Annotated in this window: 9 protein-coding genes and 4 pseudogenes; 10 read left to right on the forward strand and 3 right to left on the reverse strand. The window is 40.8% G+C overall.

Annotated features, from left to right (window positions below; translation table 11 throughout):
- Nucleotides 1-268: pseudogene (locus tag ACFQZR_RS12430) on the forward strand (copper amine oxidase N-terminal domain-containing protein); the annotation flags it as partial.
- A 2078-nt stretch (nucleotides 269-2346) separates the two neighbouring features.
- Here ACFQZR_RS12430 and ACFQZR_RS12435 read toward each other — a convergent pair.
- Entirely contained in the window at nucleotides 2347-2670 is a 324-nt protein-coding gene (locus ACFQZR_RS12435) for a 2Fe-2S iron-sulfur cluster-binding protein (RefSeq protein WP_018759635.1), read from the reverse strand.
- Between the two features lie 496 nt (nucleotides 2671-3166).
- Between ACFQZR_RS12435 and ACFQZR_RS12440 the strand changes: the two are divergent.
- The 6 genes and pseudogenes from ACFQZR_RS12440 to ACFQZR_RS12465 all read left to right on the forward strand — a co-directional run.
- A pseudogene (locus ACFQZR_RS12440) lies at nucleotides 3167-3289 on the forward strand (ATP-binding protein); the annotation flags it as partial.
- Between the two features lie 389 nt (nucleotides 3290-3678).
- Nucleotides 3679-6027 (forward strand): S9 family peptidase, encoded by a 2349-nt coding sequence (locus ACFQZR_RS12445; protein ID WP_379346221.1) that lies wholly within the window; start codon nucleotides 3679-3681, stop codon nucleotides 6025-6027.
- 512 nt (nucleotides 6028-6539) lie between these two features.
- Complete coding sequence (locus ACFQZR_RS12450; protein ID WP_379346223.1) at nucleotides 6540-7352, forward strand: DUF4097 family beta strand repeat-containing protein; 813 nt, start codon at nucleotides 6540-6542, stop codon at nucleotides 7350-7352.
- A 307-nt stretch (nucleotides 7353-7659) separates the two neighbouring features.
- The gene (locus ACFQZR_RS12455) at nucleotides 7660-8064 is read left to right on the forward strand and encodes an NUDIX hydrolase (protein ID WP_379346225.1); all 405 of its coding nucleotides are present in this window, start codon (nucleotides 7660-7662) and stop codon (nucleotides 8062-8064) included.
- A 16-nt stretch (nucleotides 8065-8080) separates the two neighbouring features.
- Nucleotides 8081-8800: an HAD family hydrolase gene (locus tag ACFQZR_RS12460; protein ID WP_379346227.1), complete on the forward strand. Its 720-nt coding sequence runs from the start codon at nucleotides 8081-8083 to the stop codon at nucleotides 8798-8800.
- Nucleotides 8801-8960: 160 nt separating this feature from the next.
- Complete coding sequence (locus ACFQZR_RS12465) at nucleotides 8961-9428, forward strand: GNAT family N-acetyltransferase (RefSeq protein WP_379346229.1); 468 nt, start codon at nucleotides 8961-8963, stop codon at nucleotides 9426-9428.
- Nucleotides 9429-9831: 403 nt separating this feature from the next.
- Here the strand turns inward: ACFQZR_RS12465 and ACFQZR_RS12470 are convergent.
- Nucleotides 9832-10097 (reverse strand): annotated as a pseudogene (locus ACFQZR_RS12470) (transposase); the annotation flags it as partial.
- A gap of 66 nt (nucleotides 10098-10163) precedes the next feature.
- On the opposite strand from ACFQZR_RS12470, the gene ACFQZR_RS12475 reads away from it, so the two are divergent.
- The gene (locus ACFQZR_RS12475; protein ID WP_379346233.1) at nucleotides 10164-10607 is read left to right on the forward strand and encodes a hypothetical protein; all 444 of its coding nucleotides are present in this window, start codon (nucleotides 10164-10166) and stop codon (nucleotides 10605-10607) included.
- Between the two features lie 187 nt (nucleotides 10608-10794).
- Here ACFQZR_RS12475 and ACFQZR_RS12480 read toward each other — a convergent pair.
- Nucleotides 10795-10860: pseudogene (locus tag ACFQZR_RS12480) on the reverse strand (YjcZ family sporulation protein); the annotation flags it as partial.
- A 310-nt stretch (nucleotides 10861-11170) separates the two neighbouring features.
- On the opposite strand from ACFQZR_RS12480, the gene ACFQZR_RS12485 reads away from it, so the two are divergent.
- Together ACFQZR_RS12485 and ACFQZR_RS12490 are read left to right on the forward strand one after the other, a co-directional pair.
- Nucleotides 11171-11374 (forward strand): zinc ribbon domain-containing protein, encoded by a 204-nt coding sequence (locus ACFQZR_RS12485; protein WP_379346235.1) that lies wholly within the window; start codon nucleotides 11171-11173, stop codon nucleotides 11372-11374.
- A gap of 178 nt (nucleotides 11375-11552) precedes the next feature.
- On the forward strand, nucleotides 11553-11963 hold the full coding sequence (locus ACFQZR_RS12490; protein ID WP_379346237.1) for a YhfM domain-containing protein: 411 nt from the start codon (nucleotides 11553-11555) through the stop codon (nucleotides 11961-11963).
- Nucleotides 11964-12004 lie beyond the last annotated feature (41 nt).

The raw sequence follows: 12004 nt of genomic DNA on the forward strand, positions 1-12004 counted from the left end.
ATACACTTCGAGCGTTATAGAGCTTACACCGGGGGACTATTACATGAGTGGACAATTTGATTTCTTGGATCAAAAAGGGAACAGCATTAAACGATTTAATCTTTATACTTTATCACAGTCCAAGGGCAATCCCGATGTTATGCTATATGATGCGACTGAAAACCAATGGTATTCGTTTACCTATTCAGCAGTTCAATCGATTTTTCAGTTCATTGATACTGCCGGACAGAACGGTTTTCTGACGACGATCAGTGATACAAATCCATAAGGCAACACTTTTTTCTTATTACGCTAACGGGACACGATAGCTCGATTGTGAAATACTATGTGTAACAAGGATTATATTCTGAGCTATATGGATTGGTTAGCAACCAGTCGTGATTGTATTGGTAGTTGAAATTGATGGATTTTATTGCCGAGTTCTAATTACAGGAAAAAATGTTCAAAGCAGGAGTTAAAACAAAAGTATTTACAAGCAAAAGAGCTTGCATCACACATTAGAGATGTTCCAGAGATATTTTGTCGACTCCATAATTTTGAGAAGTTACGTTACGAAGATGATATTCAGGTTGATATTGTAATTGATACAGATACAGATAAGATTTACGAACCAAATTATTGAGCTAACGGGATACGATAGTTTGAATCATGATATAGCGGCAGCCGGTCAATCGATCAGCTGCCTTTTTCATTGATGTAACGGGTAGTTTAGTTGGAATTTTATGTGTTTTCTCATGCTATTATAGAAATAAAAGAAATGAGAAGGGATTGACCGCGATGCAGAGGATTAAGTTTATGTATAAACAATTCTTAAGGGAACCTTTATGGTTTAAGGTTCTAATTTCTTCAACTTTTCTTATTACAATAATATTTAGCAGTTCATTTTTTTCGTATAGTGGTTATTACCAAAGTATTTCTAAATTAGCAGCCGCTATTTTTTTCTCTGCATATGGCGTAAAATTCCGTAGAAATACACTAATTTCTGTTATCTTTTTCGTAGTTGCAGTTATTTGTATTTATCTGTCTTGGGACTATTTCGACCAAGCACGTCATTACGCTAACGGGACACTATAGCTTAATCATTAACTAAGACGCGGCTGCCGGCATAGATCGGCAGCCGCGTCGTGCTAACAACGGGCAGTTAACGTACAAACTAGCGAAAGAAAGATTGGGGCATGATCTACATCTAACCCCCCATTTAACAAGTAATAAGCTACATTTTAACAAAAATTTTGTGCTCTCTAACAATTTCCATTATTTTACTAATGTGATATACTTTTCATTATTCTTGTTGCCACAAATTATTAGTAAGGGGTCGATCATATTGCAATTAATATCAAGAAAACCCTTAGTCTACTTAATGATTATAGGTGTAATAATCTGGCTAGCGGGGATCGTAAGTAGTGGGATATATTTTCTTGAAGTAATTGCTAACCATGACAATTTCTATAGTGATCCAAGTCCTGTTCCTATGTTTGTATTTGCATTCATCGGTGGTCTAGGCTTCCTGTTAGCGGTAATCTCTACTTTAATATATTTCGCATCTCTCCTAAAAAACAGACAATAAAACAGTGGAACATTATCATCAAATATCAATATGTAAGCCTGAAGTTACATAGGCTTTACTAGAGGATCGATAAAAAAATAAGGTCTCATATTAAGCTAACTGGACACGAGAGTTGAGGAGCGAGCTTGGAAACAGCCCCTTTTGTTTTGTTGGAGTAACAGGCAGGATAACGAAACTTAACTTGAGGAGAGTTGTTTACGAATATAGTCTTTTAATAGTGTGTTTATTGAGAAACGGGAGGTTGCTATTCATTTGTGGTACTCTTTTAGTGCTTACAGGTGGTGTGTTTTATACAGTTGAACGATATGGTGCATTTATTGCAATGGGCTTGAGGCAGGAGGATTTGCCAGCAAATCCGGTATTATCCCAACACATGAGATGTTAAGTACAACACTTTCAGATAACCAGCTGGTCGTACCTTTATTAATCATTGGATCAGTTCTAATGGCTATTGGAATCCTATTAGAATTAATAATTATAAATCAAAAGTAATTTTAACCAACTTTTGAAGTAACGGGCAGTTAACGCAACTTTCCAAACACTAGTAACGTTAAACTATCGATTGCTGTCTTTATCCGATATGGGAAGCGTATCGCCGGATTTGGCGCGACTAGCCGGGCGACCTCTGCGTTCGCTGCACGACGAGGCTCGCGACATGTTTGCATAAGGCTTAGCTGGTTCGATGAACTGTCCATGCCCATCAATTAAAAAACCACGCTGAGCACCTCATGCGAGATGCCTCAGCGTGGTTACGAGCCTGGAAGCCGGTTCGCGATCGGTTAGTCTTGCGGCCGATTGCCTGGCTCCAGGCCGGATGACGATACCGTCATCACCGGTTTTACAGTAAGATCGTTATGTACTCGAATCTGGCACGATAAGCGGATGTTCGATTCCGCAATGCCTTTGGCCTGCAGAAGAGCGGCTTCCGCTTCACCAACCGGACCGGCGTCTCCATCCACCACTTCGACCCGGCACGTCGTGCATTTGGCGTTGCCGCCGCAGCGGTGCAATATGTCTACCCCGTTATCCTCCAGGGCAAGCACAAGTTTAGTACCTTCTGCAACTTCATAGGAGCCTCTTCCTTCAATTTGAATCGTTGGCATCTTGGACTTCTCCCCATTCCTAATTTGGTAGCTGCGCAATCAATGGCTTATCATGTGCAATATCACTAATCATACTATCCAAAATCGCGATCTGTAAACAACCGAAAGCGTTAACCTTTATGCATGAGGAGATCAAGCTTTGCTACTTCATCACGGTTGCGTAATAGCGGCATCGGATAAATCGAGGGAGTTCAATAGCAACAAGAAGGTAGTCGATTATCGATCGGTTGCTTTTTCGTTATGCTAACGGGCAGGATAGTTTGAACGATCGTGGTCTGAGAGAGGCTAAAATCAGCTTCGTGGGTCGTTACTTGAGCAAAGAACACATATGTTTTTGAACAGCGGCAATCATCGCTGTTTTTTTAATTTTTAAGACTAAATATTCCAGGAGGAGATATTGCAAAGCGTTGGGACGAAAAAATCATGTTAAATGAAAATATTACTAATGGCAGAGATAGAAATACTCGAGACAAAGGCTTAGAAATACAACTTATACAGCGGACTGGGTCTTACCATTACGAAGCGGTTGGTGGAGAGTATGGGCGGGTCCATCCACCTCCGCAGCAAGCCTTATGAGTTAACAGTGTTTACCGTTCAATTGAAAAAAAGTTATTCATGAGCATCATCGCACATAGAGTCAGCTTAAGAAATTCGTAAGAGTAAAGTAAGAAAAAAGAAGATTACGTCCTGTAAGTTATAGTTATGAGAGAGCGAGAGGAGGAAAGAGTATGGAGCATATAGTACGAACAATTCGATTGACCAAGGCTTTTCAAGGACAGGAAGTCGTTCGAATGTCAATATGAATATGAAGAAAGGCGAAATCTACGATTCTGCTTGCCGCGATTGGGATAGCAGTTGGATACATGGCGATTCGCAAAATTGATCAAATCGATATTCGTTAACTTGGTAGAGTATATTTGATATTTTTACGTATCAAATAGATGTAAATAACATTCATTCCCTAAAAATTCAGGGTAACGCTGCCAGCAGAGAGGGGAAACTTATAGCATGAATGCAAGAAAAAGACTAGTCTCCACAGCGATTGCGGCTATTATGGCCGTATCCGTTCCCGTGTCAGTCATGGCACAGGATGGAGCGAAACAAGCGGCACCATGGTATCAAGATGGAGTACAGGCACTCGTAACGAAGGGAATTGTTGACAAAGGGGTAAAACAAAATCAAGAGATTTCTGTTAAAGACTTTATCCGCTATGCGGTAATGTCGCTTACATATCAACATGGCATCGATCCGATGAAGGTTGCTTCCGAGAAAGGGTGGTTGATGGAAGGAGAATTCACTTCCTTTGACGCTCCAATCAAATGCGGCGAGATGGCACGCATGATGGTGCGGGCACTCGGCAAGGAACAGGGAGAAATGAGCTTGGCCGAATATGCGACAAGCGCCAAGGCACTTGGGCTCATTCAAGGGAATGCAGATGGAAGCTTACACGAAGAGCAGTCAGTGACTGTAGCTCAAGCAGCTGTTGTGCTTAAAAATTACAGAAATAAAATGCTATCAACGATGGACGATAGAGGTGTGTCACAAATTTCCGTGGAAGACTTCTTTCGGAGTCCGGGCAGCTTTGGGTATGAGCTTTCTCCAGATGGCAAGTATCTTTCTTATGCGGGTACTTGGGAGAACCGTTCCAATGTGTTTGTAGAGAAAATCGGAGAGAAAAGCGAGCCTATTCGCGTGACAAGCTCAAAAGATCGCGATATCGCCGGCTTCTTCTGGAAAGGCGATAACATTCTATATCGCAAAGATAAGGGCGGAGACGAGAATTTCCATGTATATTCGTCCACTTTTAATGGCAATAAGGAAGTGGATTTGACGCCTTACGATAAGGTCAATGTTCAACTCGTGAGCGAATTATCTGGTGTGGAAGACGAAATTCTGATCTCGATGAATAAAGAAGATGCTGCCATCTTCGATGTATATAAATTGAATGTAAAGACAGGGGAAACGAAGCTGATCGCCAAAAACCCAGGGAACATTATGGCATGGGTAGCAGATCGCCAAGGTAAGATTCGACTCGCTTCTGAGAGCGACGGTGTCGTAAGTACATTGTTGTACCGCGATACGGAGGAAGAAGCGTTCAAACCGCTGGCTACTTTAAATTTTGGGGATACGATAAATCCGCTTGGTTTCTCGGCAGACGGTAAATCGATCTATGCGGTCTCCAATAACGGTCGGGACAAGACAGCGCTCGTCAAGCTGAATTTAAAGGGTAAGGAAGAAGTTCTGTATCAGCATCCGGAAGTTGACGTGACTGGAGCATTTTACGACAAAAATCAAGATAAAATGCTCGCGGCAATCTATGTGACAGATAAAACGCATTTGGCGTTTTTCGATGATAAATTCGAGGCGATGTACAGCAAGCTGCAGCAAAAGCTTGGCGTCAGTGAAAGTGAAATCGGGCTAAACGATTATAACGAGGATATGACGAAGCTGATCGTTCGTGTTTCGAATGACAAGACTTACGGGATGTATTATTTTTACGATAGCGTATCCGGAGAGTTAACATCCTTAGGTAATCTGAGTCCATGGCTTAAACCAGATCAGATGGCTGATATGTATCCGATCTCTTACAAGAGCAGAGATGGATTAACGATTCACGGTTACTTAACATTACCGAAGAATAAAAAGCCTCAAAACCTGCCGATGATCGTTAATCCGCATGGTGGGCCGTGGACACGTGATATGTGGGGCTTCAACCCGGAAGTACAATTGCTCGCAAACCGCGGGTATGCCGTACTTCAAATGAATTTCCGTTCATCCATGGGGTATGGGAAGTCCTTTATGGATGCAGGAAATAAACAATGGGGATTGAAAATTCAAGATGATATTACTGACAGTGTGAAGTGGGCGATTCAGCAAGGGATTGCTGATCCGAAACGAGTTGGTATTTATGGCGGATCATTTGGCGGATACTCAACCTTGACGGGCATTACGAAAACGCCGGAATTGTATGCTGCTGCTGTTGATTATGTAGGTATATCGAATATGTTCTCGTTCTTGGGAACGATCCCACCGTATTGGGAGACCATGAGAAATCTCTTAAACGAGCGTGTCGGCGATGTCGAAAAGGACAAAGAAATGCTGAAGCAAGTTTCGCCGTTGTTTAACGTCGATAAGATCGTAACTCCTTTATTCGTGGCTCAAGGGGCTAATGATCCGCGGGTGAACAAAGCAGAATCCGACCAAATTGTCGAAGCACTCAAAAAACGCGGCGTGCAAGTGGAGTATATGGTCAAGGATGATGAAGGACATGGCTTTACCAACGAAGAAAACTTGGTCGATTTCTTCAATACAATGATCAAGTTTTTGGATAAAAATTTGAAGGCGCAGCGCAAATAAGGTAAGAGTTACTAGAGAATAGGTAACTATGCTATAATTTCGGAAATCATACAAAACGGATGGGGTAGCACCTCTCTTACTTCAGTGAGAGGGGTGCTTTTTGCGTTCATTCGTTCATTTTATGGAGGTGCAAGGTGAAATTAGTTGGGAACCGAGTCCTCTTATTAAGAATTCATTGAATCAGAAAAGTAAAACTAACGGGACACTATAGCTGCGGCAGGCATGGATAGGCAGCCGCGTTGCGCTAACGGGCAGGATAGTTGAATCGATTTCTACCGTTCAAATGAAAAAAGTTTTTCATGAGCATCATCGCACATAGAGTCAGCTTAAGAAATTCGTAAGAGTAAAGTAAGAAAAAAGAAAATTACGTCCTGTAAGATATAGTTATGAGAGAGCGAGAGGAGAAAAGAGTATGGAGCATATAGTACGAACGATTTGATTGACCAAGGCTTTTCAAAGGCAGGAAGTCATCTCGAATGTCAATATGAATATGAAGAAAGGAAGATAAACGTTTGAACAACAATATGAAGTTAGCTATAATTCTCCTGGCCGCTGCCAGTATCGGACTCGCCGGATGTACGAAAGAATCCTCCGTCACTAGTACACCAAGTTTGTCCCAGCAAAACTCTTCTATATCGACAAACACAAATGTAAATTCAGAAACATCGGAGGTTAGAAATGTCTCGAATGCAATAAAAGGGGATATTTCCCAAATAGATGTAACTAACATTCATTCCCTAAAAATTCAGAGTAACGCTGCTATAGTTACAGTCATAGGCGACAAACAAATCAATCAAGCAGAATTGGAATTATCCAAGGGCAATTCACAAGGAATGGATACCAGCGTGACTACGTCGATCCAAGATGGAACATTACAGATTATACTTGAAAATAAACAAAAGATCATAAATACGGGGCCATTGCCATCTTTAACGATTCGTCTTCCTTATAAAGAATTCAAATCCCTTAAGATAGTTAATAAAATTGGCAACATATCCGTTGAGTCAGAATTGTCGGTCCAACACTTAAATGTGAGCAGCAGTACCGGCGACATTACTGTAACGGATGTAATTGGTATGGAAAGCAGTAACATATCTAGTAACGTTGGTAGCGTCGAATTCGCTCTACCTGAACAACCAGCACCTCTATACGTAAATCTATCAACAAAAATAGGAACTATCGATAATCAGGTTGCTCTTGAAAAAGAAACAAATACCACAAAGGTTGTTTCCAAAGAACTCCATGGATATGTTGGTAAGGCTCAATCCGAAAGTGCAACGCTCAACATTTCCACGCAGGTGGGCGACATTCTGTTCAAAAATTAAGTGTCATCATCGTACCAGGCTTGCCAAAATCATGATCACGTGAATGAGAGACGTTAGAATATAGTTCATCGAGATTATAACCTTCCTTAAGAGCAAAAACTAGATTCAAAGCTCTTATGGGAGGTTTTATTTAAGTGATTTATGGCGACTGTAAGAAGCTGAAGAAGATGCGGAAAGACGTATCCCTGCACGATCCGAACGGCACAGATAAAGAAGGCTGTAGTGCATTGAACTAACGGGCAGTTTACCACAATCAGGAAATGATGGTAACATAGTTTTATTAACTGAAAAATAGGAGGACGACGAGGTGGCTCCCAAACATTTTCTTTCTGCGGCAACAATTGTGCTTAATGAGCATAACGAAATATTATTAATCAAGGGTCCTAGTCGAGGTTGGGAAATGCCAGGAGGAGTGGTTGAAGAAGGTGAATCGTTAAAAGATGCAGCAGTCAGGGAAACAAAGGAAGAGAGCGGTATAGATATTGAAGTGATAGAATTTTGTGGAGTTTTTCAAAATGTAAGTGAGTGTATTTGTAACACTCTATTTTTAGGTAGACCGATCGGAGGAGAATTAACAACGACCCCGGAGTCTTTAGAAGTAGGATTTTTCCCCATCGAAGTCGCCTTAGAGATGGTCACTTTTAGAAATTTCAGGCAAAGAGTTGAGTATTGTTTAAATTCAGAACTTCAGCCATTTTATGTTGAATTTTGACTAGGGGAGGAGGAGAATGAGCAAGTATAGTTTGCTTTTGTTTGACCTGGATGACACGCTTCTTACTAATTCTACTTGGTTTAGCGCTGGATTAATTCAGACTCTTGGTATGCATTCTGATACAAAAAATCTTGATGCATCTTCATTCCTCGAGCAAGTGATGCATGTCCCCAACTCTTTATTGGAGCGGTTTAAAAGTAGAGAATTAACTCCAACGGAATTTAAGAGGGCTAGATGGAGACATGCTTTTGCTCATTTTAACTTACACCCTGATTTGGAATTCATAGATCAGTTTGATACACTCTTCTTTCAAACAAGCATAGTTTATATTGAAATAAATACGCCAGTCACACGTTTATTAAATGAATTGAAAAAATATTATGATGTTGGAATTGTTACAAATGGGCTGTATGATTCTAGAATAAAAATTCGCCAAATGGGGTTATGTGATGTGTTTAGCGAAGACACAATTTTCCATGCAGAGCATTTAGGATATAGAAAACCGGATCCAGAAATTTACTTAGCCGCATTGCAGCACTTTGGTAAAGAACCAAAGGAGACGCTCTTTATTGGTGATTCTTGGACTCACGATGTTGTTGGTCCAATGGAAATTGGGATGAAAGCTATTTGGGTTAATGGTAAGGGAGTCTCACCCTCTACAAAACATACTCCAGTTGCAGTCGTGTCAGAGGTCACAGAGATTCGAAACATATTGCTTAAAGAGTTGCCTTTATAAGCTTCTCATTACGCTAACGGGACACGTTAGTTGTATAGCATAATTTGTTGAGCAGGCTGCATAAGCCGGCTTTTTTTTATTGATCTAAAGGGCAGGAAACTTCCAATATCTGTAGAATTAATATCGGAAATTAGAAAAGGTTTCTGGGGGGGATTGGTTAGTGGAATTTAGAGAAATAACGTGGGACAACTATATTGAATGTATTGAGCTGCAAGTAACAGAAGAACAGAAACGCTTTATTTCCTCCAATCAACATGCACTCGCAGAAGCTTATATTGCCTCAAAAGAGGGACAAGTTATTATTACATTTGCAATTTATAAAGAAGAGAAGATGGTCGGCTTTTTAATGATGTATTATGACGATGGAAATGGAAATTTCGATCACAGCAGTTATGGAGTTTTTAAAATCATGATTGATGGACGATATCAGGGTAAAGGGTATGGCAAAGAAGCAATGATAAAAGCAATTGAATTCTCTAGGGCATCTCTTTATGGAGAAGCAAAGGTCGTTGAACTTACATATAAACCAGAAAATCAAGCAGCAAAAAATCTATATTCATCACTAGGTTTTGTAGAAACAGGAAATGCCCATCCTTCTGGTGAAGTATACGCTGAGTTTGTTCTATAGTACTAGAGGGACAATTGTGCATTATAAAGTCGATTGTCGGAGGAATAAACATAATGAAGCTCTTTGAGGTTGCCTGTTATCTTCACAACGGTTACCGGGATATCGTGTTAGCGGTGGCAGAAAATAAAGAATCCGCCGAAAGTATGATAAAAGAACGATACGACAAAGTCTATGGCCTATCGTACCTTCGAGGCAGAAGAAATTACTAGTGTAGATGGGTATCACATTACACTCACGAAGTAATCACCAAGAGTGACCAACATTTCGTTCAACTAACGGGACACGATAGTTGAATCATGATATAGAGGCAGCTGTTCTAACGATCAGCTGCCGTTTTCATTTCATATAAGTATTCGGTCAATCGAACTAACTGACTGGTGGTTAAAATGCGTGATACTGAATTCTCGCTTTTCGTATCAACGGCCAGATGGAGCTTGTATCCGAACCAACGAATGAGTCCAACTTCGCCCCTCAGTTCGCATTGCCGGTCTGTTCGCTTTTTCGCTTAGGCTGCTTCTTTTCGTAAGCATGGATGGCGGAGCTATCAATTGCGACATGACTACCGTCGATGATGCCGTCTTGCTGACGGCGTTTGACTAGGTCTTCGAAAAGCTGCTTCGCTTCAAGAGGCGCAGCTAAGAGTGCACGTAAAATTCCCTGAATTTTATGTAAGCATGGGCAGGTGTTTGCTGTACTGCATATGTTGTTCCTATACAAACGTTAGGAGGAATTCATTTGCAAAGGGTTATGCCTAGTTTGCCATATCCATCAAGATGGGGACTGAGTGTAGAAATTTCGGGAAGACCCGTGTTATGGGGGGTTCTCATAATTGACTCGGTCACAGAAGGACGGGTAATAGGTACCGTTAATTTTCGAGGTACACCTATTCGTATCAATGGAACCTGGAACGAAAATGCCAAACAACTATTCTTCGATTCACCATACGCTTCGTATTCCGGTCAATTACAAATTTTTGACGATACCCAAATCAAAGTTCGTCACTTGATCTTAAGTGGACGGTTTATAATGAAACCACCGTCTTCCCAGGCAGGAGTATACGGAAATTGGATTGCAACAACTGATAAAGAACTTACTGGGACACCAATAAATACTGGTGCTCTGCCTCCTGTTGGAGCTTTTTTGACATCAGATTTGCTTTATGGCACTGGGCCAAGGTGAGAGTTTAATTCACGTCCAGCCTTAACCGAACCCACAAGGTTTCTATCGACCAGCGATTAGTGTGCCAACTGTTGCATGTTGCCATGAAACGCCAAAAGAATTCTGACCATACTTGGTCAGAATTCTTTTGGTGTTTCGATTAATAAGCCACTGCATCGGCTGCAGCCGTGCCATAACCCCAGCCACAGAAGCAACGAGCAACGATTACCAGAAGAATAAAGAGAACCAGAATTGTACCCGTGCTGGTCCAAATACCATAACCTGCTGTTGCATAAGCGCCTGCCCGATCGAGGCTGCTAAGCAATATGGACGTGATGGTATGGCGGAGAAGCATGAGAAAAACCTGCAGCTTTACCAAGGTATTTTGGATAACGTTCAAGCGGGCAACCTTAACGAATGCATTAAGCTAAAGGGCAGGATAGTTTAATATACGGTAGAGCAAAGCTGCCGATCAAATTACCGGATTTTCCTCATTTAGAACCTAAACTTATTTTGTTTTTTTACGTAACCTTCCAAGCATTGGAAACGTAAAAAGAAACATAACATTAGGGAGTGATAGACGTATGAGTGAAAAGGGATGTATTAAATGCGGAAGCAGAGACGCAAGGACGAAAGAAGTAGCAATGACTGGCACAGGACTTTCCAAAATGTTCGATATTCAGCACAATCAATTTGTAGTCGTGTACTGCGCAAATTGCGGGTATTCCGAATTTTACAATAAACAATCTTCGGCCGGTTCGAATGTTCTTGATTTCTTTTTCGGTTGATAAGATAAGGTAAATCGTAAGACCAATCCGCTAACGGGACAATAGCTCAATAAACACTTTCAAAGACTGCCGGAATGATCGGCAGTCTTTGTTCACCTAACGGGCAGGATTGTTTAGCAACTAATACAATAGTTAACACGTTTATAACCATAATCATGAAAAAGGAGCAGTGGGTCATTTGGGGAAATCAATTGTTTTGTTCGTCTTATTCTCATTCCTTTTGATGGGATGCAGCACCAACAATCCACAAATGTCTGACCTAAATGAACAGAACTTAAATCTTCATCTCAGTAAACCAGAAGGACAGAATTACAATGTTTATAAGAAAGTTGAAGATAATGAAACGGTAAAAACAGTAATGGATGTCCTAGGAAATGTTCAATGGGAGAATGCGAAAGTATCTATGTCTCGTGAGCCTGACTATAAAATCAATACGATAAATATAGACCTGACAGTTTCATACGAGCCAGTGACTTATGCTTTTTGGATTTCCCCAAAGAAAGACATTTTAGAAGTAATAATTGAAGGACAGTCTAAATACGGAAAACTCACAAAGAAAGATAGTGCAATTTTATACAGTTTATTCTAACGATATTAAGCTAACGGAACACTTTAGCTTAATAAATAAAA

Origin of the sequence: Paenibacillus sp. GCM10027629, assembly GCF_042676425.1 — a bacterium.
GTDB classification, from domain to species: Bacteria; Bacillota; Bacilli; order Paenibacillales; family Paenibacillaceae; genus Paenibacillus_K; species Paenibacillus_K terrigena.

Bases quoted from the DNA above. Each gene is read 5' to 3' on its own strand.
- ACFQZR_RS12485 (WP_379346235.1), top strand. From the start codon at position 11,171: ATGAGTGAAAAGGGATGTATTAAATGCGGAAGCAGAGACGCAAGGACG.
- ACFQZR_RS12445 (WP_379346221.1), top strand. From the start codon at position 3,679: ATGAATGCAAGAAAAAGACTAGTCTCCACAGCGATTGCGGCTATTATG.
- ACFQZR_RS12460 (WP_379346227.1), top strand. From the start codon at position 8,081: ATGAGCAAGTATAGTTTGCTTTTGTTTGACCTGGATGACACGCTTCTT.
- ACFQZR_RS12435 (WP_018759635.1), bottom strand. From the start codon at position 2,670: ATGCCAACGATTCAAATTGAAGGAAGAGGCTCCTATGAAGTTGCAGAA.